The following is a 21,812-nucleotide window of genomic DNA, read 5'->3' on the forward strand; positions in this document are numbered from 1 at the left end:
CATCATATCCACCGCGCCGTCCCGGCCCGGTCGCGGCGACGGTACCCAAGAGGCGCCGATGAACAAAGGGGTATTTACGACAAAAGACGATAATGGGCGGTTTATCGTCGGTTTTGGGGCCCAAAGGAAAAACCGCCCGGGCCTGTGACCCGGGCGACAGAATCAATACCGATAATGTTCGGGTTTGAACGGGCCATCGGGCGATACGCCGATATAGGCCGCCTGTTCGGGGTTCAGTTTCGACAGTTTCACCCCGATCCGATCCAGATGCAGGCGCGCGACCTTTTCATCCAGATGTTTGGGCAGGATATAAACGTCGTTCTTATAGGCCGCGGTGTTGGTCCACAGTTCGATCTGGGCCAACACCTGATTGGTGAAACTGGCCGACATCACAAAACTGGGATGGCCGGTGGCATTGCCAAGGTTCAACAACCGGCCCTCGGACAGCAGGATCAACCGATTGCCGTTCGGCATTTCGATCATGTCCACCTGTTCCTTGATATTGGTCCATTTGTGGTTTTTCAGGGCGGCCACCTGAATTTCATTGTCGAAATGGCCGATATTGCCAACGATGGCCATGTCTTTCATTTCGCGCATGTGTTCGATGCGGATGACATCTTTGTTGCCGGTGGTGGTGATGAAGATATCGGCAGTGCCAACCACATCTTCCAACAACACAACTTCAAACCCATCCATCGCCGCCTGAAGGGCGCAGATCGGATCAACCTCGGTCACTTTCACGCGCGCCCCGGCCCCCGAAAGCGACGCAGCACTGCCTTTGCCCACATCGCCATATCCCATGACAACGGCCACCTTGCCCGCCATCATCGTATCGGTGGCGCGGCGGATGCCATCGACCAGCGATTCCTTACAGCCGTATTTGTTATCGAACTTTGATTTCGTCACGGAATCGTTGACGTTGATCGCGGGAAACGGCAGTTGCCCCTGTTTCACCAGATCATACAGGCGATGCACGCCGGTTGTGGTTTCTTCGGATACACCTTTGATCTGATCGCGCATCTTGGTGAACCAGCCGGGCGATTGTTCCATGCGCTTTTTGATCTGCGCCTTGATCGCGACCTCTTCTTCCGAGGTCGGCACAGCGATCACATCTTCGCCCGCTTCGGCGCGCGCACCCAGCAGGATGTACAGCGTGGCATCGCCGCCATCGTCCAGAATCAGGTTTGGCCCATCGGGGAATTGGAACGATTTATCCAGATAATCCCAATGTTCCTCAAGGCTTTGACCCTTGATCGCAAACACCGGCACGCCGGATTCGGCAATCGCTGCGGCCGCGTGATCCTGGGTTGAGAAAATATTGCACGAGGCCCAGCGCACATCAGCGCCCAGCGCGACCAGCGTTTCAATCAAAACCGCTGTCTGAATCGTCATATGCAACGATCCGACAATGCGCGATCCGGTGAGTGGTTTGCTTTGCCCGTATTCCTCGCGCAGCGCCATCAGCCCCGGCATTTCGGTTTCGGCAATATCCAGTTCCTTGCGCCCATAGGCGGCCAGAGCGATGTCTTTGACGATGTAATCTTTGGCCATTGTCGGCGGCTCCTGCGTGATCCAAATGTGATGTTGCGAGGGGATTAACACCATGGCACGGTCACGGCAATGCGCGGGGCCGCGCACCACACGGGGGTGATGATGAAACAACCACGGGCATGGCAAAGAATGCTGTCGGGGCGGCGGCTGGATCTGTTGGACCCAACGCCGATGGACATCGAAATCGAGGATATCGCCCACGGTCTGGCCTTTGTGGCGCGCTGGAATGGGCAAACACGGGGCGATCATGCCTATTCCGTGGCCGAACATTCGCTGTTGGTCGAAACCCTGTTTGGCCGCATTGCGCCCGGCGCGCCGGCTAAATGGCGGTTGGCGGCGCTTTTGCATGACGCGCCCGAATATGTGATCGGCGATATGATTTCACCGGTGAAGGCGGCGATCGGCCCCGGTTATGGCGCGCTGGATGATCGGTTGATGGCGGCGATCCATCTGCGGTTCGGCCTGCCTGCCACGCTGCCCGTGGCAATCAAACGGCAGATCAAAAAGGCCGACAGGATCAGCGCCTGGTTGGAAGCCACGCAGATTGCCGGATTTTCCCAAACCGAGGCGACAAGGTTTTTTGGCCGCCCTGATGGCGCGCTGACCGCGGGCCTGTCGATCATGCTGCGCCCGGCGCCCTTGGTGCGGGCCGATTACACCGCGCGACATGATGAATTATTGGCGGAAATCTAAGCGTTAGCGCGGCGAGCGTTTGGCCAAAATCCGCTGTAACGTGCGGCGGTGCATGTTCAGGCGGCGGGCGGTTTCGCTGACGTTGCGGTCACATTGTTCATACACGCGCTGAATATGTTCCCACCGGACACGATCGGCCGACATCGGATTTTCGGGCGGTGGCGGCAGGGCGTCGCCCTTGGCCAGCAGGGCGGCAGTGATTTCGTTCGCATCGGCAGGTTTACTCAGGTAATCTGTCGCGCCGATTTTCACTGCGGCAACCGCCGTGGCAATCGCGCCGTATCCGGTAAGCACAACAATCCGGCTGTCGGGGCGGCGTTCGCGGATGGTTTCAACCACATCCAACCCGTTGCCATCGTCAAGCCGCAGATCGATCACCGCAAAGGCGGGGGGCCGCGCCGTAGCAATGGCCCGACCTGCGGTCACGGATTCGGCGGTTTCCACACTGAACCCGCGTTTTTCCATCGCCCGCGACAACCGTTTCAAAAACGGTTCATCGTCATCGACCAACAACAGCGTGCGGTCTTCTCCGATTTCGTGATCAGACAACGCATCCATTTTCGCGCCCCTTCTTTCGGCAGCCTATAACCTGTTCGGAAATCTAGCGCGCGCTTTGGCTTTGGCCAACCCTAACTGGCCGCATCAATATAGCATGCGGTTGTTTTGGCAACTTCTTCTTCGGTCACGCCCTGGCCCGGTTCGGTGGGTGCGCCGCGAAAGAATTCGACAAATCCGTGTTCGGGCAACACCAGATAGGTGAAAACCGAGTGATCCATCAGATAGAATTCATCGCCCTCGCCCCGCTTGGCGTAATAGGTTTTATAGGCTTGGGAGGCCGCCTTTACCTGTTCGGGGCTGCCGGTCAGGCCCAACATGTCAGGGTGCATGAAATCGGTGAATTTCGCCAACACCTCGGGTGTGTCGCGGGCCGGATCGATGCTGATGAACACGGGCTGCACATCGTGGCCCATTTCCGCAAGCAGATCGACCGCAAAAGCATTGCGCGCCGCATCCATCGGGCAGACATCGGGGCAGAACGTATAGCCAAAGTAAATCAGCGATGGTTTGGTGATGACATCGGCGTCGGTCACCGTTTCGCCGGTTTCGCTGACCAATGTGAACGGGCCACCGATGGCGGCCGACCCGCCGGCAATCTGGCTGGTGCGACATTGGGCAAACAAATCGCCGCCCTGATCTGCGGTCACATACCACCACAGGGCGCCCAACATCCCCAGTAATGCAACAACTGCGGCAATGGCATAAACGCGGATCATCGGCTTGGCTCCTACTTGGCAATTTGGGTCATTGATCCGCCAGACAGCACCCCGATACAAGGGGGCACGTTGACACAACACCGCGATCCTGCGGCACATGAACAGGAGTGCGCCCGTGCATTCGGCCTTTGCCCATACGCGCCGATCCAACTGGGTCAGATTGCGCACCCTTGTTTATCTGCGCTCGGTTGCGGCGGCGGGGCAGGCGGCAGCGTTGATCGTGGCGGCCTATGTGTTTGATTTTTCGTTGGAAATGGGATGGTGTTTTTTGGCCATCGGGGCCTCGGTTGTGTCCAATCTGGTGGGGCTGTTCGTCTTTCCCGAAAACAAGCGCCTGTCCGAGCGTGAAATGGTCGCGCTGTTGTTGTTTGACATCACCCAATTGGCGGTCCTGCTGTTTCTGACCGGGGGCCTGAATAACCCCTTTGCCCTGTTGATTCTGGCACCGGTAACCATTTCTGCCACGGCGCTGCAACGGCGCTCGACGGTTCTGGTGTCGGCGGTGGCGATGTTGGCGATCACCTGTGTTGCCATCTGGCATGTGCCGCTGACCACAAACACCGGTTTTGTGCTGGTGATGCCCGATATCTTTGTATTCGGGTTCTGGATTGCCGTGATCATCGGCATTGTGTTTCTGGCCGCCTATGCCCGGCGCGTCACCTCCGAAGTCAACGCCATGGCCGATGCCCTGGTTGCCACCCAACTGGCCCTGTCGCGCGAACAGAAATTGACCGATCTGGGCGGGGTGGTCGCGGCCACCGCCCATGAACTGGGCACGCCACTGGCCACGATCAAACTGGTCTCATCCGAAATGATCGATGAAATCAACGATCCGGATTTGCGTGACGATATCATGCTGATCGCGCAACAGGCGGATCGGTGCCGCGATATCCTGCGCTCCATGGGGCGGGCGGGCAAGGATGATCTGCACATGCGCAGCGCGCCCGTTGGCACCGTGGTGCAAGAGGCGGCCGAACCCCATGATGCCCGTGGCAAAACCATCATTTATGACATTTCCCCGATTGAAAACGGCACCCCGACCCAACCCGAGATTCAGCGACGCCCCGAAATCATTCACGGATTGCGCAATCTGGTGCAAAATGCGGTGGATTTTGCGCGCACCACGGTCTGGATCGATATTCACTGGTCACATGATACAATCCGCATTCGCATTGCCGATGATGGCCCGGGCTATCCGGCCCATGTGATGCCGCGCCTTGGTGATCCGTTCCTGCGCCCAAGGTCCAGTGACAGCCACGCCAAACGACGCCCCCAATACGATGGAATGGGCCTGGGCCTGTTTATCGCCAAAACCCTGTTGGAACGGTCGGGAGCCGAGCTGAGCTTTGCCAATGGTCATGATCCGCTGACCCGAAATATGGCCCCGGCGGCGCGGTCGGGCGCAATTGTCGAATCGGTCTGGAATTTGAACGATATCGGTTTTGATCCCGAAAAAGGCCGGCAATCTTTGGGATTAAATCGTCAGATTGATGCCTGATTGATGCCAACCAGCATCAGATCGCAAGATTGAGTTCCATTCTGGCACCGGTATGCGCGACTGCACGCCATATTAACGCTTCGTTAAGAATTGCAACGTTTCCTGAGGTGGGGACAATATGACGATTTAAATGGGACACAGATGGTTTATGACTCTGTAATTCTGGCTGCGCTGGCTATTCTTTCAGCATCGGTCGTGTCGCTTGGCGCGCTTTGGGCCGTTTCGGTCTGGCAACGGGACTCAATGTCGGGTGACAGTTCGAAATCCCACCGTGAACCGGCGGTGTGTTTTGTATTTGAAGGCACGGAAATGGTTGATCTGTCCGAAGCCGCGCAAACCCTGATTTCTGTCGCGGGCGATCACATCAAGGATTTCAATGGGTTGTCATCACTTCTGGCGAAACGTTTTCCAACCCTGCGCACCCAATACAAGGATCTGGGCACATTCGATCAACGCAATATCATTTCAACCGATAATTCCGAAATCGCAACCCTGTCCCGCCGCAATGCACAGGTGCGCCTTTGCCTGAACGATATTGAAAATCCCGATGACCGGGTGATTGTTGATCGCTCCACAATCATGTCCTTTGAATCCGAATTGAACAGTTTGCGCGATACGACAGAACACATGCCGTTTCTTGTCTGGCGCCAGGATGATCAGGGCAATATCACCTGGGCCAACCGGGCCTATCTGGATGCCTGTGCGACATTCGGAAATGCCGATCGCGCCGGGCTTTGGCCACCTTGCCAATTGTTTGACATCAATATTCAGCAAAACCTGAACAGTGATTCTACCAAACCGCATCGTCATCGTCTGGGCGGCGGTGAGTCGGGGGCCGAACACTGGTATCAGTTTCACATCACTCCGCTGGACGATGATTTCCTGATCTCGGCGATGGATGTGAATACCGTGGTCGAGGCCGAAAGTTCCATGCGCACCTTTGTGCAGACCCTTTCGAAAACCTTTGCCGATCTGCCGATCGGGCTGGCGGTGTTTACCCGCGACCGGCGCTTGGCCCTGTTCAACCCGGCCTTGGCCGACCTGACCACAATTGCCCCACAAAACCTGATCACACGGCCCACGATCTTTGCGTTTTTCGACATGTTGCGCGAACGGCAGATGATGCCCGAACCGAAAAACTATAACAGCTGGCGCGAACAGATCGCCGATCTTGAGGCATCCGCCGTCGATGGCACCTATCTTGAAACCTGGCACCTGCCCTATGGGCGCACCTATCGGGTAACGGGACGGCCACAGATGGATGGCGCTGTCGCGCTGTTGTTCGAAGATATCAGTGACGAAATCGGCATCAATCGGCGCTATCGTACCGAACTAGAGGTGGGGCAATCGGTGATCGACAGCCTGACCCAAGGCATGGCGGTATTTTCACCCACCGGTGTCATGACCCTGACCAATGCCGCCTATGACACCCTGTGGGGCACCAACACCCGCGAGGGGCTGGATACGCTTTATATCGGTGATGCGGTGCGCCATTGGTCGGAAAAATGCGCGCCTAACCCGGTTTGGGAAAAATTGCGCACCTACGTCATGTCCGATGTGCGGGCGGGCTGTTTTGATTGCGATGCGATTTTGCTGGACGGGCGACCGCTGCTGTTGGAGGGGCGCAGTTTGCCGGGGGGATCGACCCTTGTTCAATTCAACGGCATCGCCCCGGCGGCACACTCCGATCCTGTCATCCGCGCACACGAACCGCCGCGCCGGATCAACGGCTGAACCCACTTGCAGGCGCGGCGCGGCGCGGTCAAACTGCGCCCATGTCGCGCGCTGCTTTTCACACGGTTCACTCCCCCTCGCCCGAGGCATCGGCGCACCTGGCACAGCATTTGGCACCCGCCTTTGCGCCGGGCGATGTGATATTGCTGGATGGTGATATCGGCGCGGGCAAAACCCACTTTGCCCGCAACCTGATTCAGGCCTTGCAAGGGCCGGAATTTGCCGAAGACGTCCCATCCCCCACGTTCACGCTGGTCCAAACCTATGACACGCCTATGGGCGAAGTGTGGCACGCCGATCTTTACCGGCTCGGCGATGTGTCGGACGTGTTTGAATTGGGGATGGACGAGGCATTTGAAACCGCGCTGTGCCTGATCGAATGGCCCGATCGGTTGGGCCCGGCCGCGCCCGATACGGCCCTGACCCTGCGGTTGGCGACACGGGGGGAAACCGGGCGATCCATTGCGTTTGTCGGCGATCACTGCTGGCAAACCCGCCTGGCCCCCTATCTGGAACGGACCACATTGAAATGAACACCCGCACCGCCGCCCTTGACCGGTTTTTGGCCAGTTCGCCCTGGTCTGATTGGGCGCGCAAACCCTTGGCCGGGGATGCATCGAACCGGCGCTATGACCGGCTGTTTGCCCCCAACGGGCAAAGCGTTGTCGTGATGGATTCGCCCGACGATGACGTGCGCCCCTTTGTAACCATCGCGCGGCATCTGCGCCGGATCGGCCTGTCCGCACCCGGTATTCTGGCACGGGATCCGGATCAGGGGTTTCTGGTGATCGAGGATTTGGGCGATGCCCTGTTTGCCACGGTTCTCGGCTCACGCCCTGAGCGCGAACAGGGTTTGTATGCCTTGGCCATTGATGCCTTAATCGCTCTGCACCAACACCCGCCCCTGCCCGATGTGCCACGGTTTCAACCGCCGTTCGATCCCGAATTTATCGCCATTGCCTATGGTTGGTATTGCACCGCTGGCACGGGTGCCATTCCGCCCTGCGCCGCAACGTTCTGCACCGAACTCAACCGTCTGTTGGTGAAATTCGCCGATGATCAATCGGTTCTGATCCTGCGCGATTATCACGCCGAAAACCTGTTGGTTCTGCCCGGTGAAACCGGGGTGAAATCGGTTGGCCTGCTGGATTTTCAGGATGCGATGGCGGGGCATCCGGCCTATGATCTTGTGTCGCTGGTGGCGGATGCCCGGCGCGATGTGTCGGCAGAAACGCGCACCGCGATGATTGACCGCTATATCACGAAAACCGGCTGTAACAGTGACGCATTCCGCGCCGCCTGTGCCGTACTGTCTGCACAGCGCAACCTGCGTATTCTGGGGGTGTTTGCCCGGCTGTGTGTCGCCTATGGCAAGGCCGGGTATATTGATCTGATCCCGCGGGTTTGGGGGCATTTGATGCGCGATCTGGCCCATCCGGCCCTCGGCAATTTGCGCGATATTGTCTTGGCCGATCTGCCGGCCCCCACCCCCGACCATCTGCAACATCTGAGGCAGCGATGCGCAACTCTCCCACGGTGATAATGCTGTTTGCCGCGGGGTTTGGCACCCGCATGGCACCCTTGAGCGATTACATGCCAAAACCGCTGATCCCGGTCGCGGGCCGGCCCCTGATCGATCACGCGCTGGCCTTAACCGATGGGTTTGCCCGCCGGGTGGTGAACCTGCATTACAAGGGCGAGATGTTGGCCGATCATCTGGCGGCGCAGGATGTTGCGCTATCCTGGGAGCGCGCGGCGATCCTCGACACGGGCGGCGGTTTGCGCCAGGCACTGCCGCTATTGGGCGCGGGGCCGGTTGCCACGTTAAACACCGATGCCGTCTGGACCGGGCCAAACCCGATGGACACCTTGCGCGCCGCCTGGGCCCCCGACCGCATGGACGCGCTGTTGTTGACCATACCTGTCGCCCGCGCCCATGGCCGCGCCGCGCCCGGTGATTTTACCTTGGCACAGGACGGGCGGCTGATCCGGCAGGGCAATCAGGTATATACCGGCGCGCAAATCATCAAAACCGAACGTCTGGCCGATATTGCCGATGCCGCGTTTTCGCTAAACCGGCTGTGGGATATGTTCGCGGCCACCGGGCGTTTGCATGGGGTTGAACACCCCGGTGGCTGGTGCGATGTGGGCCACCCCGACGGCATTGCAATCGCCGAAACCATGTTGGCACAGCATAATGTTTGACCCTCAAGATCACCCAAGGGTATTCGCCCTGCCTCCCGGTGCCGATTTCCCTGCACAACTTGTGAGTGGGCTGCATCAACGCATAGCGGGCCGCCCGCCCCATGCCATGGCGCAGATTGATCTGCTGCTCAATACCGCCCGGATGCAGCGCCGTGTCGAGGCCCTGTTTCTGCAAAACAGCGCCGCCTTACTGCCGCGATTGCGTTTGGTCACCGATCTGTCGGCGCAGGTGCCCCTGGCGGGCCTGCCCCCGGCCACGTCCTCCCTGCGGCGTCGGTTGGAATTGGCGCAACTTATCGCCCGGCTGATTGAACAGGATCGCACCCTCGCCCCCCGCGCGGCGATTTTCGATCTCGCCGAAAGCCTGGCGGCGTTAATGGATGAGATGCAGGGCGAAGGCGTGCCGCCCGATCAATTGGCACAGCTTGATGTGACCGATGAATCCGGCCATTGGGCGCGCAGCCTGTCGTTTATCAAACTGATTCAGCCCTATTTCAACGATACATCGGCCCCCGACCCCGAAGCGCGCCAGCGCCGCGCGGTGGAGCATTTGATTGACCAATGGCAGATCGCCCCGCCGCAAAACCCAATTATCATCGCCGGTTCCACCGGATCACGCGGTGCGACCGCGCTGTTGATGGCCGCCGTTGCGCGTTTGCCCCAGGGTGCCGTGATTTTGCCGGGGTTCGATTATGAAATGCCCGACAGGGTGTGGGGCCAGTTGGACGACGCGCTGTCATCCGAGGATCATCCACAGTTTCGCTTTGCCCGGTTGATGGCACAGATGGATCTGACGCCAGATCAGATCATGCGCTGGACAGATCATGATCCCCGCGCGGCGCGCAATCGCATCGTCTCCCTCGCGCTGCGCCCCGCCCCCGTCACCGATCAATGGATGATCGAAGGCCCCGATCTGGGCGATTTGCCCAGCGCCACCAAGGGCCTGACTCTGATCGAGGCGAAATCGCCGCGCCACGAGGCGTTGGCGATTGCCCTGTGTCTGCGCAAGGCGGCGGATGACGGTAAAACCGCCGCCCTGATCACGCCGGATCGGATGCTGACCCGGCAGGTCACGGCGGCGCTTGATCGTTGGTCGCTGACACCCGATGACAGCGCCGGGCGCCCGCTGCACCTGTCCGCACCTGGGCGGTTTTTGCGCCATATCGCGGCGCTGTTTGGCGAACGGTTAACGGCCGAGCCTTTGTTGACCCTGTTGAAACACCCGCTGTGCAACACCGGCGGCACGGATCGCGGGCCGCATCTGCGCCAAACCCGCGAATTTGAACTGTGGTTGCGCCGCAAGGGCCCGCCGTTCATCACGCCGGATACACTGCTAAACTGGGCCGCTGGCCGGGACGACGATGAAACCCTGCCCTGGGCCACATGGCTGGCCCGTGTGTTGGAGGGGCTGGAGGATGTGGGCCAACGCGCCCTGGCCGATCATGTGGAACATCACATTTCCCTGGCCGAACATCTGTCATCCGGCCCCACCGAACACCCCGGTGAATTGTGGTTGAAAGAGGCCGGGGTTGCCGCCCTGAAACAGGTCACGCAACTGCGCGCCGAGGCAGAGCATGGCGGCGATATGGGGCCGCGCGATTATCAGGCATTGTTCCTAACCGTAATCACCGGCGAAGTGCGCGAACCGGTTCAGGCCCACCCCAATATCATGATCTGGGGCACGCTTGAGGCGCGGGTGCAGGGCGCCGATCTGGTTATCCTGGGCGGGCTGAACGATGGGGTGTGGCCCGAAATGCCCGCCCCCGATCCGTGGCTGAACCGGCGGATGCGCCAACAGGCGGGGCTGTTGCTGCCCGAACGGCGCACCGGGTTGTCGGCCCATGATTTTCAACAGGCGGTGGCGGGTGGCGAGGTTATTTTAACCCGCGCCCTGCGCGACGCCGAGGCGGAAACCGTGGTGTCACGCTGGGTGAATCGCCTGACCAACCTGTTGGCCGGCCTGCCCGGCACCGATGGCCCCAAGGCGCTGACCGATATGCGCGCGCGGGGGCAGAAATGGCTGGCCCTGGCCGATCATATCGAGGCGGATATTCCCACGATTCGCCAGGCCCCGCGCCCCGCGCCCCGGCCGCCGGTGAAATACCGGCCCAAACAGCTGTCGGTCACGCAAATCAAAACCCTGATCCGCGATCCTTATGCGATTTATGCGCGCCATGTGTTGCGGCTGCGCCCGCTTGATCCGCTGCGCCAACTGCCCGACGCCCCCCTGCGCGGCACCGTGTTGCATCAGGTGTTTGAGGATTTCGTGCGCCAGAATATCAACCCCGCCGCGCCCGAGGCCCGCAACCGTCTGTTGCAACTGGCCCATGATACCCTGACCGCCGAAGTCCCCTGGCCCACCGCGCGCCGCATCTGGACGGCAAAATTGGAACGGGTGGTCGATTGGTTTTTGGCCGGTGAGGTGGAAAGACGTCAAACCGCAACGCCGATCATTTCCATGCTGGAGGGCACCGGCGCCCTGCATCTGGGGGATGTTGAATTTACCCTTACCGGCAAGGCCGACAGGTTCGATTTGCGCCACGATGGGCGGTTGGTGATTTACGATTACAAAACCGGAACGCCCCCCAAACCCGCCGAAATGAAATATTTTGACAAACAACTGTTGTTAGAGGCCGCGATGGCCGAAACGGGCGCATTCAAAGGGCTGGATAAAATGCCAGTGGCCGAGGTGGCCTATATCGGGCTGGGTACATCGCCCGAACTGCGCGCTTATCCCCTGCGCGATGCGGATGCCAAGGATGTGTTGGACCCTGACGAAACCCTTGCCGATCTGCGCAAACTGCTGGCCACCTTCGGGCAGCACCAGCAAGGATATTCCAGCCGCCGCGCCATGCACAAAACCTATAACACGGGCGATTACGATCATTTGGCCCGCTTTGGCGAATGGGACGACAGCGCCCCCCCCATAGGAGAAGACGTCGCATGACCCCCCTGAATGAGGCAACCGCGCGCCAGATTCAGGCGGCGCACCCCGGATCATCCACTTGGCTGTCGGCCAATGCCGGGTCGGGCAAAACCCGCGTGCTGACCGACCGTGTGGCACGGTTGCTTTTGGATGGGGCATCGCCGCAGAACATCCTGTGCCTGACCTATACCAAGGCGGCAGCGTCGGAAATGCAGAACCGGCTGTTCAAACGGTTGGGCGAATGGGCGATGACGCCTGATGGGGAATTGCGCGAAAACCTTGCCGAACTGGGGGTGTCGGGCGATTTGCCCGCCGACAGGCTGGCCCTTGCGCGCACCCTGTTTGCCCGCGCCATCGAAACCCCCGGCGGGCTGAAAATTCAGACGATCCATTCGTTTTGCGCCGCCCTTTTGCGCCGCTTTCCGCTTGAGGCGGGGGTATCGCCGCAATTCAGTGAAATGGATGAACGCGCGGCAAACCTGCTCACGCAAGAAATCGTCGAGGAAATGTCCGACACCCTGGCCCCCGATGTGATAGACACCGTCGCGCGCCATTACACCGCCGAAGATTTCACCGATCTGACCCGCGAAATCGCCAAACACCGCGATCGGTTTTTCCCACCGCAGAGCGATGCGGATATTCGCGCCCAATTCGACATCAAACCGGGCTATGACATGGCCGCCCTGCTGCACGACGTGTTTGATGGCGGTGAGGCCGATTTACTGCACCGCGTGGCCGGTGCAATGGCCAAGGGCACAGTTACCGATCAACGCAATGCCGCCGTGTTGGCGCGGGTCGCCCAAGGGGTGTTTGACGCGGGCGCATTGGGCGAATTGGAGGGCGTGTTTTTATTTGGTGCCGGGGCAAAATCACCGTTTGGGGCCAAGATTGGCACATTTCCCACCAAGAAAACCCAATCGGCCTTGGGCGATGATCTGGACCATCTGAATGATCTGATGGAACGTGTGGCCGATGCGCGTGAAACCCGGCTGGCGCTGATGGCGGCGGAAAAATCCATCGCACTGCACCAGTTCGCCCAAACGTTTTTGCCACTCTATGAACACCGTAAATTGGCGCGGGGCTGGTTGGATTTTGACGATCTGATCCTCAAGGCGCGCGGTTTGATGACCAATCCCGCCTTGGCCGCCTGGGTGTTGTATCGGTTGGATGGCGGCATCGATCATGTGCTGGTGGACGAGGCACAAGATACCAGCCCGACACAGTGGCGCGTGGTTGAATTGCTGACCCAAGAGTTCACCGCCGGCATGGGCGCGCGCAGCCCTGGCGAACGATCCCTGTTTGTGGTCGGAGATCGCAAGCAATCGATCTATTCGTTCCAAGGGGCCGATCCAAAAGAATTTGAACGGATGTTCGCGCATTTTGCCGAAAAACTGGCCGGGGCCGCGCCGCTGCAACGGTTGGAACTGGAATATTCGTTTCGCTCCTCTGCGGCGATTTTGAACGCGGTCGATGCGGTGTTTGGCAGCGGCGCGGATGACCCCCTTTCGCTCGATGCCCGGCACAAGGCGTTTCACGAAACATTGCCCGGCCGCGTTGATCTGTGGCCGGTGATCGAAAAACAACCCGACCCCGAAGATGGCCCATGGTACGATCCGGTGGATCGGGTCAGCGCCAGCGCGGCGGATGTGCAACTGGCGCACCATATCGCCGCCGAAATCAAACGCATGATCGACGAAAAAGAGACTATTCCAGCGGAAAAAGGCACCCGTCGCCCGGTCCGCCCCGGCGATTTTCTGATCTTGGTGCAGCGGCGCAAACGGTTGTTCAGTGAAATTATCCGCGCTTGCAAGGCGCAGAACCTTGATATTGCCGGGGCAGATCGGTTGAAATTGGGGGCTGAACTGGCTGTGCGCGATTTGCGCGCGCTTTTGGCGTTTCTGGCCACGCCCGAGGATGATTATGCCCTGGCCTGCGCCCTACGCTCGCCGCTGTTTGGTTGGAGCGAACAAGATCTGTTCGCATTGGCGGCGAAACGGTCGGAAACCTATCTGTGGCAGGCTTTGCGCAACAAAGCCGAAAATTATCCAGAAACCATGGCCACCATCAATGATCTGCGCCGCAGTGCCGATTTTCTGCGCCCCTATGACCTGTTGGAACGGATCCTCTTGCGCCACCACGGTCGGATAAACCTGTTGGGCCGGTTGGGCCCCGAGGCGCAAGATGGCTTGGATGAGCTGCTAAATCAGGCGCTGGCCTATGAACGCATGGATATTCCCAGCCTGACAGGGTTTCTGGCCTGGCTTGATGCCGATGATGTGGATGTCAAACGTCAGGCCGACAGTGCGGGCAACCGGATCAGGGTGATGACGGTGCATGGCGCCAAGGGGCTGGAGGCGCCCATCGTGATCCTGCCCGATACGTTACGCAAAAAATCCGACCCCCGCGATCAGGTGTTTGCGGCCCCGGATGGCACCCTGTTATGGCGCACCAAGGCCGATGACATGCCAACGGTACTATCCGACGCCAAGGCGCAAATCGTCGCGTCGGACGAGGCCGAGCGCGCGCGCCTGTTATATGTGGCGATGACCCGGGCGGAAACCTGGCTGATCATTTGTGGCGCGGGCGATATGGTGTCGCCGTCGTGGTACGAGGCGATAGAGGCCGGATTAGAGACGCTGCCGTGTGAAACACTGGCCTGCCCCACCGGTGAGGGCATCCGCCATTCCCACCGCGATTGGGCCGCGGGCGCAGTGGAGACAACCGCCGATGATAAACATGAAACACCGGCCCTGCCCGGCTGGCTGACACAACCGGCCCCCCATGTGGCCGAGGTGAAACCGATCAGCCCATCCAATCTGGGCGGGGCAAAGGCCCTCCCGGGGGAAACCGCGCTATTGACCCAAGAGGAACAGATGGCGCGCGGCACCGATATTCATCTGTTGTTGGAGCATCTGCCCACCCTGCCCGCCGAGCAATGGATCACCGCAGCGCACAGCCTGCTTGGCCCGGATCGCGCCAATGATGTGTTTCCCGAGGTGCAACAGGTGTTGAACACCCCCACCCTTGGTGATCTCTTCGCGCCCGGCGCCTTGGCCGAGGTTGCAATCACCGCACAAATCAACGGCTTGCCGCTTTATGGCAATATCGACCGGTTGATCGTTACCGATGACGCGGTTTTGGCGATTGATTACAAATCCAACACCGTGGTGCCGGAAACGCCCGAGGCGGTGCCCGATGGATTGTTGCGGCAAATGGGCGCTTATGCCGCTGCCTTGGCGCAGATCTATCCAGACCACCGGATTGATACGGCAATTCTATGGACCAAAACCGCCACATTGATGCCCCTGCCCCACGACATTGTGACCAGGGCCTTTGAACCGGCCACCACACCTTGACGACGCCCGGCAGGGTTCATAGGTTTCAGCCGTAAATATAGCCCTTTGGAGAATGCGCCATGGCCACCGTAGCTGTCACCGATGATACTTTCGACGCCGAAGTGAAACAATCCGACATCCCCGTGATCGTGGATTTCTGGGCCGAATGGTGCGGCCCGTGCAAACAGATCGGCCCCGCCCTGGAAGAGCTGAGCGCCGAATACGAAGGCCGGGTGAAAATCGTCAAGGTCAACGTTGACGAAAACCCCAACTCCCCCGCCCAAATGGGCGTGCGCGGTATTCCGGCCCTGTTCATGTTCAAAAACGGCGAAGTCGTATCGAACAAAGTCGGCGCCGCCCCCAAGGCCGCCTTGGAAAACTGGATCAAAGAAGAAATTTGATCGGCTTGCACCGCTTGTTAAAAAGGGCGTCCCATGGGGCGCCCTTTTGCGTATGGGTTGGCAACGCGCCCCACCCTGTCCATATAACCCCAAACGGAGTGTAAATTATGGCAAAGCAAGAATTCCCCGGCTGGCACGGCACCACCATCATCGGTGTGCGCAAGGGCGGCGAAGTGGTGATCGCGGGTGATGGGCAGGTGTCCCTGGGCCAGACGGTTATCAAAGGTACTGCGCGCAAGGTGCGCCGCCTCAGCCCCGGTGGCTATGACGTGGTGGCGGGGTTTGCCGGATCGACCGCCGATGCCTTTACCCTGCTTGAACGGCTTGAGGCGAAATTGGACGCCACACCGGGCCAGTTGCAGCGCGCGGCGGTTGAATTGGCCAAGGACTGGCGCACCGATAAATACCTGCAAAAACTTGAGGCGATGCTGATCGTGACCGATGGTGCCGATCTGTATGTGATCACCGGCGCGGGCGATGTGTTGGAACCCGAACATGACGTCACCGCCATCGGATCGGGGGGCAATTATGCCCTGGCCGCCGCGCGCGCCCTGATGGATACCGACGCCAATGCCGAAGACATCGCGCGCCGCGCCATGGCGATTGCCGCCGATATATGTGTCTATACCAACGGCAATCTGACCGTTGAAAAGTTGAGCAAATCATAAAATTCGATCGCGCCGGCAAACCGGCAGCGACAGAGAGGCCCCGTAATGAGTGATCTGACCCCCCGCGAAATCGTGTCTGAACTGGACCGGTTTATCATCGGCCAGAAAGACGCCAAACGCGCCGTGGCCGTGGCCCTGCGCAACCGCTGGCGGCGCAAACAATTGGGCGATGATCTGCGCGATGAGGTGTATCCGAAAAATATTCTAATGATCGGCCCCACCGGTGTGGGCAAAACCGAAATCTCGCGTCGGTTGGCCAAACTGGCCCGCGCGCCATTTCTCAAGGTTGAGGCGACCAAGTTTACCGAGGTCGGTTATGTGGGCCGCGATGTGGAACAGATCATCCGCGACCTGGTGGAATCCGCCATCACCATGACCCGCGATCATATGCGCGAAGATGTGAAATCCCGCGCCCAGGAAAACGCCGAAGAACGGGTTCTTGAGGCCATCGCCGGCGAGGGCGCGCGCGATCAGACCCGCGAGATGTTTCGCAAGAAGCTGCGCAATGGCGAGTTGGATCAGACCGTGATCGAACTTGAGGTGTCCGATACGTCAAACCCATTGGGCAATATGGAAATTCCGGGGATGCAGCCGGGCCAGATGGGCGGCATGATGAACCTTGGCGATCTGTTTGGCAAACTCGGGCAGCGCACCGTGCGCAAAAAGCTGACTGTCGCCGATAGTTATGGTGTTTTGCTAAGCGAAGAGGCCGATAAACTGCTGGACGATGAAACCGTGACCAAGGCCGCCCTTGAGGCGGTCCAGCAAAACGGCATCGTGTTTCTGGATGAGATCGACAAGGTATGCGCGCGCAAGGATGCCCGTGGCGGCGATGTTTCCCGCGAAGGCGTGCAGCGCGATTTGTTGCCCCTGATTGAGGGCACAACCGTATCCACCAAACACGGGCCGGTCAAAACCGATCACATCCTGTTCATTGCCTCGGGCGCGTTTCACATTGCCAAACCTTCGGATTTGTTGCCCGAATTACAGGGGCGGTTGCCGATCCGGGTGGAATTGCGCCCCCTCACCGAAGAGGATTTCGTGCGCATCCTGACCGAAACCGACAATGCGCTGACTTTGCAGTACACCGCATTGATGAACACCGAACAGGTGACGGTATCCTTCACCGAAGACGGCATCAAAGCCTTGGCCAAAATCGCGTTTGAGGTGAACGAGGCAATCGAAAACATCGGCGCGCGCCGCCTTTACACGATCATGGAGCGGGTTTTTGAAGAACTGTCCTTCACCGCGCCTGACCGGGCGGGCGATGACATCACCGTAAACGCCGAATTTGTTGAGGCAAATCTGGGCGAACTGGCCAGATCCGCAGATATGAGCCGTTACGTGCTTTAACCCCCCTTCCCTTTCGGCCCCAACGGGCCGAAACAGGGGTATGAGCTTTGTCACATTCCTGCGCGAAAACTGGCTGTTTCTGACGGCGGGTATTTTGCTTTCGTTTACGTCCAGCTATGGGCAGACGTTTTTCATCTCGCTTTTCGCGGGTGAGATTATGGGCGACTATGGCCTGTCGCACGGGCAATGGGGCCTGATCTATACGGTGGCCACCACCGCATCGGCAGTGGCGATGATTTGGGCCGGGGTGTTGACCGACCGGTTTCGCATTCGCGGGCTGGCGGTGTTTGTGTGCCTGGCTTTGGCCGCCACCTGTCTGGCGATGGCGGCGGGGGCCGGGGTCTGGATGCTGATCCTTTTGGTGTTTGCCCTGCGGTTCACCGGCCAGGGCATGATGAGCCATCTCAGCATTGTTGCCATGGCGCGGTGGTTTGTGGCCGCGCGGGGGCGGGCCTTATCCGTGGCGGCCATGGGGTTTGCCCTGGGGCAGGCGGTGCTGCCGATCATATTTGTGGCGCTGTTGGATGTGATGAACTGGCGCTGGCTGTGGGTGATTGCCGCCGCGTTGGTCTTGTGCACCCTGCCAATCATTCTGCGGCTGTTGCGCGCTGAACGCACACCGCAATCGGTGGCCGAAAGCTCAAACGCCGTGGGCATGACCGCACGCCATTGGACAAGGCGCGATGTTTTGCACCATTGGTTGTTCTGGGCGATGATCCCGCTGTTGTTGGGCCCGCCGGCCTGGGGCACAGCGATGTTTTTTCACCAGGTGCATCTGACCGAAGTGAAAGGTTGGGCGCTGATTGATTTTGCCGCGCTTTTGCCGCTGTTTACTGTCACCTCTATCGCGACCACATTCACCACCGGCGCGTTGATTGACCGGTTTGGCACCGCGCGTTTGATGCAATTGTACATGATCCCCTTCATGGTGGCGTTTTTTGTCATGGCACAGGCCGAAACCCTGTGGGGTGGGGCGATTGCGATGATGATTTTCGGGCTAGGCACCGGCGCACAAGCGACCATTCCCGCCGCGTTCTGGGCCGAATTTTACGGCACCCGTCATATCGGCGCGATCAAAGCCTTGGCCGCCGCGATCATGGTGTTCGGATCGGCCATCGGGCCGGGGATCACATCGGTTTTTGTGGATTTTGACATCGTTTTTCCGGTACAGATGTTTGCGATCTCGGCCTATTTCGCCATCACGGCTGTACTGTCTACCATTGCCATCGCCAAGGCGCGGCGCAGTTTACCGGTTGCGCCGAAGATAGACGTAATAAGCGCCTGATCCGCCATGGCTTTGATGTGCTTCGCTCACTTGCAACACTTTTGCGCCTACGGGGGCCATGCGCAACCAGTGCGGCACCTGACGTTTCAGCGCGCCATGGCCATTGTGCCATTCATTGCGGTCGCGTTTGCGCCCGCCCTTGCCGGTGATCACCAGAACCAGACGTTTGCCCATGGCCTGTGACCCCATGATGTAGTTGATCAAGGTCGGCTGTGCCTGATCCAGGGTCATGCCATGCAGATCGATCCGCCCCTCAACGGGCAATTTGCCCCGGCGCATTTTTGTGAACGCCTTGTGATCCATGGCCAACGGGCCTTGGGATACCTGTTGTGACAGGGGCGGCGCGGTGTCGGTTTTGACCCGGGGTTCTGACCGGCTGCCTTTGATCGCAAACGGGGCAATGGGCGGCGGCACGGGTTTCTTTGGCGGCGCCGCCGGCTGTGGCACCGGGGCCGGCGCATCTGGGGCGCGGGCCGGATGCATCGGCACCGCATGTTCCACCACCCGCTGCCACAGTTCGGCTTCGTCGGGGTTCAGCCGTCGGGGTTCGCGCCGTCGTGACATCGGTTATATCCCGGGGGCCAGCGCATAGGCGCGCTGAATCGGCATCAGAACAATCATGCGCCCGGGGTCACGCACCCGGCCGGCCTGCCGCCCGGCAACAGCCCCCGTACCAAAAAAGATATCGGCCCGCTGCGCGCCTTTTATGGCGCTGCCGGTGTCTTGGGCGATCATCAATTTGCGCATCTGCCCACGCCCACCCTTTTCGATCCAGACCGGCGCGCCCAAAGGGGTATAGCGCGGATCAACGGCGATGGATCGCAAGGTGGTGATCGATCGGTTCATCGCACCCAGCGGCCCCTTGTCGGCGGGCACTTCGCTGACCTCACGGAAAAAAACATAGGATGGATTGTGGCGCAGCAGTTCTGCGCCCTCTTCGGGGTTGCGTTTGACCCAGTTTCGAATCACCTGGGCCGACACCTGATGCGCCTCGTACACCCCCTGACGGACCAATTCCCGCCCGATCGAGCGGTAATCATGGCCGTTCTTGCCACCATACCCCACCCGCACATACGACCCATCCGGCAGTTTTATCCGCCCAGAGCCCTGCACATGCAGGAAAAACACATCCACCGGATCATCAATCCAGGCAATTTCCAGATCGCGCCCCGCCAACACATCCTGTTCTTCAATATCACGCCGCGAAAACCAGGCCTGACCTGACCGGGCCTCATCAGGCAGGCTGTACAGCGGATACTGGTATCGCCCGCCCTGATAGCGTGAGCCGTTCAATTCAGGTTCGTAATACCCGGTGAACAGCATTGGCTGACCGTCTTCGATCAGAACAGGGCGAAAGAACAATTCGAAAAATGTTCTGGCATTGGTCTGTTGTTTGGCAAAGTTGCACACGCCCCGCCATTCGGGATCGCGCATGTCACGGCAGGTATTCAAAAACACGTCAAGGGCGGCCTGATGATCATCATCGGCCCACCCTTTCAAATCATCAAACGACAGGATCTTGTGCGCCGCATCGGACGCGGCGGGGCCAGTCATGGCCAATAGCCCCGCAAGGCAGGCTGCGGCCAGCCCACGCATCATTCCCCGGTGGCGACAAGCTGCCAATTGGGATCGTTGGCACCCATGGTGCGCCCAAACGTCCAGACATCGCGCTGGCGTTTGATCTCGGTCGCGCTGCCTTCAATGATATCGCCGCCCTTGTCGCGCACCACATAGATAAGTTCGGCCGTCAGGCGCAGAGTGATTTCGCCAAATTTGCTGTCACGGTCAAATTCGGCCTCGTTCAGGGCGATATCGCGCAGACCGACAAAGGTGGATTCAACCGTCAAACCCTGTTCATGGCGCTGTCGGATGACATCATCGAATGCCTCGGCCACTTCGGGTGACATGAAATCGCGCACATCCTTGATATCGCCGTGCTCAAACGCCATCAGGATCATTTCATAGGCCCCGCGCGCGCCCTGCATGAATTCTGTCACGTTGAAACCGGGTTCGACCTTTTTCATGTCTGCCAATGCCTTGGCACTTGGGCTGCCATCGGTAACATGATCGGTGATATCACGGTCTGGCCCGCCTTCGATCACTTCGAATTCGGGGCGGTTGCGTTTTGCATCGGGCGACGGCCCGGCGATGGGCGGTTTTTCAAAGCCGTCCCGCGTTCCCAATACACTGCGCAACCGCAGAATCAGGAAAACGGCAATCGCGGCCAAAACCAAAAGCTGGATCACGGCAGAACTCATCTAAACCTCATTTGGGCGGCCCATCTTGGCGGGCGGGGTTGGTAACAGGCGGTGTTCTTCCCTATGTAGGGTTGGACCGTGGCCAAGTCCACCATTGCCCCGAACCCAGGAGGTTGTCATGTGGCTGTTTATGTTATTTCTGGCGGTGCCAATTGTTGAAATTGCGCTGTTTATCCAAATTGGCGGGCTGATCGGGCTGTGGCCGACATTGGCGATTGTCGTGCTGACGGCGGTTTTGGGCACGTTTCTGGTGCGCACACAGGGTGCGCTGGCGCTTTCGCAACTGCGCGGATCGTTTCAGCGGTTGAATGACCCGACCGAACCCTTGGCCCATGGCGCGATGATATTGTTTGCCGGCGCTTTGTTGCTGACCCCCGGTTTTTTCACCGATGCGGCCGGTTTTGCCCTGTTGATTCCGGCGGTACGGCGCGCGGCGTTTCAATTTATAAAGGCCCGGATCACAGTGCAAAGTTTCGGATACGGCGATCCGCGCCAAACCCCAAGGCCCGGCCCGCGCACCCGGGGCGATGTGATTGACGGTGATTACACCGAAGTCGACCCGCCCAAAACCCCAACCCATCCGGCCCCGAACAATCCGTCTGGCTGGACTCGCCATTGAGGGCGCAGATCA

19 protein-coding genes are annotated in these 21,812 nt (G+C 59.5%); 13 read left to right on the forward strand and 6 right to left on the reverse strand.

From position 1 onward, the window contains the following. Window positions 1–162: 162 nt before the first annotated feature. A complete protein-coding gene (gene ahcY / locus C8265_RS09485; protein ID WP_108483907.1) occupies window positions 163–1,551 on the reverse strand; it encodes an adenosylhomocysteinase in 1,389 nt (462 codons plus the stop codon). A gap of 99 nt (window positions 1,552–1,650) precedes the next feature. Between ahcY and C8265_RS09490 the strand changes: the two genes are divergently transcribed. After that, on the forward strand, window positions 1,651–2,244 hold the full coding sequence (locus C8265_RS09490) for an HD domain-containing protein (protein ID WP_108483908.1): 594 nt from the start codon (window positions 1,651–1,653) through the stop codon (window positions 2,242–2,244). Window positions 2,245–2,247: 3 nt separating this feature from the next. On the opposite strand, the gene C8265_RS09495 is transcribed toward C8265_RS09490, so the two are convergent. After that, window positions 2,248–2,802 (reverse strand): ActR/PrrA/RegA family redox response regulator transcription factor, encoded by a 555-nt coding sequence (locus tag C8265_RS09495; protein ID WP_108483765.1) that lies wholly within the window; start codon window positions 2,800–2,802, stop codon window positions 2,248–2,250. Between the two features lie 71 nt (window positions 2,803–2,873). Beyond that, window positions 2,874–3,518 (reverse strand): SCO family protein, encoded by a 645-nt coding sequence (locus C8265_RS09500; protein WP_108483766.1) that lies wholly within the window; start codon window positions 3,516–3,518, stop codon window positions 2,874–2,876. Between the two features lie 115 nt (window positions 3,519–3,633). Here C8265_RS09500 and regB point away from each other — a divergent pair, with 115 nt between their 5' ends. The 11 genes from regB (at window position 3,634) to C8265_RS09555 (ending at window position 18,923) form a co-directional block, all read left to right on the forward strand. Beyond that, window positions 3,634–5,016, forward strand: a complete 1,383-nt coding sequence (gene regB / locus C8265_RS09505) for a sensor histidine kinase RegB (protein ID WP_420818857.1) — start codon at window positions 3,634–3,636, stop codon at window positions 5,014–5,016. 141 nt (window positions 5,017–5,157) lie between these two features. Then, a complete protein-coding gene (locus C8265_RS09510; protein WP_108483768.1) occupies window positions 5,158–6,750 on the forward strand; it encodes a PAS domain-containing protein in 1,593 nt (530 codons plus the stop codon). Between the two features lie 41 nt (window positions 6,751–6,791). After that, a complete protein-coding gene (tsaE, locus tag C8265_RS09515) occupies window positions 6,792–7,283 on the forward strand; it encodes a tRNA (adenosine(37)-N6)-threonylcarbamoyltransferase complex ATPase subunit type 1 TsaE (protein ID WP_108483769.1) in 492 nt (163 codons plus the stop codon). Next, window positions 7,280–8,290 carry an aminoglycoside phosphotransferase family protein gene (locus C8265_RS09520; RefSeq protein ID WP_108483770.1) on the forward strand — a complete coding sequence of 337 codons (1,011 nt, stop codon included), beginning with the start codon at window positions 7,280–7,282 and terminating at the stop codon, window positions 8,288–8,290. The genes tsaE and C8265_RS09520 overlap by 4 nt, the downstream gene beginning before the upstream one ends. After that, a complete protein-coding gene (locus tag C8265_RS09525; RefSeq protein ID WP_108483771.1) occupies window positions 8,269–8,955 on the forward strand; it encodes a nucleotidyltransferase family protein in 687 nt (228 codons plus the stop codon). The genes C8265_RS09520 and C8265_RS09525 overlap by 22 nt, the downstream gene beginning before the upstream one ends. Then, a complete protein-coding gene (addB, locus tag C8265_RS09530) occupies window positions 8,948–11,902 on the forward strand; it encodes a double-strand break repair protein AddB (protein WP_108483772.1) in 2,955 nt (984 codons plus the stop codon). Before C8265_RS09525 ends, addB begins: the two co-directional genes overlap by 8 nt. Then, window positions 11,899–15,237 carry a double-strand break repair helicase AddA gene (gene addA / locus C8265_RS09535; protein WP_108483773.1) on the forward strand — a complete coding sequence of 1,113 codons (3,339 nt, stop codon included), beginning with the start codon at window positions 11,899–11,901 and terminating at the stop codon, window positions 15,235–15,237. The genes addB and addA overlap by 4 nt, the downstream gene beginning before the upstream one ends. A 59-nt stretch (window positions 15,238–15,296) precedes the next feature. Beyond that, the gene (gene trxA / locus C8265_RS09540) at window positions 15,297–15,617 is read left to right on the forward strand and encodes a thioredoxin (protein ID WP_108483774.1); all 321 of its coding nucleotides are present in this window, start codon (window positions 15,297–15,299) and stop codon (window positions 15,615–15,617) included. A 107-nt stretch (window positions 15,618–15,724) separates the two neighbouring features. Then, complete coding sequence (gene hslV, locus C8265_RS09545; RefSeq protein ID WP_108483775.1) at window positions 15,725–16,285, forward strand: ATP-dependent protease subunit HslV; 561 nt, start codon at window positions 15,725–15,727, stop codon at window positions 16,283–16,285. 45 nt (window positions 16,286–16,330) lie between these two features. Further along, window positions 16,331–17,638: an ATP-dependent protease ATPase subunit HslU gene (hslU, locus tag C8265_RS09550; RefSeq protein ID WP_108483776.1), complete on the forward strand. Its 1,308-nt coding sequence runs from the start codon at window positions 16,331–16,333 to the stop codon at window positions 17,636–17,638. A 40-nt stretch (window positions 17,639–17,678) separates the two neighbouring features. After that, a complete protein-coding gene (locus C8265_RS09555) occupies window positions 17,679–18,923 on the forward strand; it encodes an MFS transporter (RefSeq protein ID WP_108483777.1) in 1,245 nt (414 codons plus the stop codon). On the opposite strand, the gene C8265_RS09560 is transcribed toward C8265_RS09555, so the two are convergent. The 3 genes from C8265_RS09560 to C8265_RS09570 are packed head-to-tail and all read right to left on the reverse strand — an operon-like array spanning window position 18,885 to window position 21,181. Next, entirely contained in the window at window positions 18,885–19,487 is a 603-nt protein-coding gene (locus C8265_RS09560) for a Smr/MutS family protein (protein WP_108483778.1), read from the reverse strand. The two genes, C8265_RS09555 and C8265_RS09560, sit on opposite strands and share 39 nt — an antisense overlap. Window positions 19,488–19,490: 3 nt before the next feature. Next, on the reverse strand, window positions 19,491–20,522 hold the full coding sequence (gene mltA, locus C8265_RS09565) for a murein transglycosylase A (protein WP_420818858.1): 1,032 nt from the start codon (window positions 20,520–20,522) through the stop codon (window positions 19,491–19,493). Further along, entirely contained in the window at window positions 20,519–21,181 is a 663-nt protein-coding gene (locus tag C8265_RS09570) for a Tim44/TimA family putative adaptor protein (protein ID WP_108483779.1), read from the reverse strand. Before C8265_RS09570 ends, mltA begins: the two co-directional genes overlap by 4 nt. 118 nt (window positions 21,182–21,299) lie before the next feature. Between C8265_RS09570 and C8265_RS09575 the strand changes: the two genes are divergently transcribed. Beyond that, complete coding sequence (locus tag C8265_RS09575) at window positions 21,300–21,800, forward strand: FxsA family protein (protein WP_108483780.1); 501 nt, start codon at window positions 21,300–21,302, stop codon at window positions 21,798–21,800. Window positions 21,801–21,812 lie beyond the last annotated feature (12 nt).

Source organism: Oceaniglobus ichthyenteri (assembly GCF_003057885.1).
Taxonomy (GTDB): Bacteria; Pseudomonadota; Alphaproteobacteria; order Rhodobacterales; family Rhodobacteraceae; genus Oceaniglobus; species Oceaniglobus ichthyenteri.

Coding starts and splice junctions, on each gene's coding strand:
- C8265_RS09575 (WP_108483780.1), top strand. CDS start 21,300: ATGTGGCTGTTTATGTTATTTCTGGCGGTGCCAATTGTTGAAATTGCG.
- hslU (WP_108483776.1), top strand. CDS start 16,331: ATGAGTGATCTGACCCCCCGCGAAATCGTGTCTGAACTGGACCGGTTT.
- C8265_RS09555 (WP_108483777.1), top strand. CDS start 17,679: ATGAGCTTTGTCACATTCCTGCGCGAAAACTGGCTGTTTCTGACGGCG.
- mltA (WP_420818858.1), bottom strand. CDS start 20,522: ATGATGCGTGGGCTGGCCGCAGCCTGCCTTGCGGGGCTATTGGCCATG.
- hslV (WP_108483775.1), top strand. CDS start 15,725: ATGGCAAAGCAAGAATTCCCCGGCTGGCACGGCACCACCATCATCGGT.
- C8265_RS09510 (WP_108483768.1), top strand. CDS start 5,158: ATGGTTTATGACTCTGTAATTCTGGCTGCGCTGGCTATTCTTTCAGCA.
- addA (WP_108483773.1), top strand. CDS start 11,899: ATGACCCCCCTGAATGAGGCAACCGCGCGCCAGATTCAGGCGGCGCAC.
- ahcY (WP_108483907.1), bottom strand. CDS start 1,551: ATGGCCAAAGATTACATCGTCAAAGACATCGCTCTGGCCGCCTATGGG.
- C8265_RS09520 (WP_108483770.1), top strand. CDS start 7,280: ATGAACACCCGCACCGCCGCCCTTGACCGGTTTTTGGCCAGTTCGCCC.
- C8265_RS09495 (WP_108483765.1), bottom strand. CDS start 2,802: ATGGATGCGTTGTCTGATCACGAAATCGGAGAAGACCGCACGCTGTTG.
- C8265_RS09490 (WP_108483908.1), top strand. CDS start 1,651: ATGATGAAACAACCACGGGCATGGCAAAGAATGCTGTCGGGGCGGCGG.
- tsaE (WP_108483769.1), top strand. CDS start 6,792: ATGTCGCGCGCTGCTTTTCACACGGTTCACTCCCCCTCGCCCGAGGCA.
- C8265_RS09570 (WP_108483779.1), bottom strand. CDS start 21,181: ATGAGTTCTGCCGTGATCCAGCTTTTGGTTTTGGCCGCGATTGCCGTT.
- C8265_RS09560 (WP_108483778.1), bottom strand. CDS start 19,487: ATGTCACGACGGCGCGAACCCCGACGGCTGAACCCCGACGAAGCCGAA.
- trxA (WP_108483774.1), top strand. CDS start 15,297: ATGGCCACCGTAGCTGTCACCGATGATACTTTCGACGCCGAAGTGAAA.
- C8265_RS09525 (WP_108483771.1), top strand. CDS start 8,269: ATGCGCAACTCTCCCACGGTGATAATGCTGTTTGCCGCGGGGTTTGGC.
- addB (WP_108483772.1), top strand. CDS start 8,948: ATGTTTGACCCTCAAGATCACCCAAGGGTATTCGCCCTGCCTCCCGGT.
- C8265_RS09500 (WP_108483766.1), bottom strand. CDS start 3,518: ATGATCCGCGTTTATGCCATTGCCGCAGTTGTTGCATTACTGGGGATG.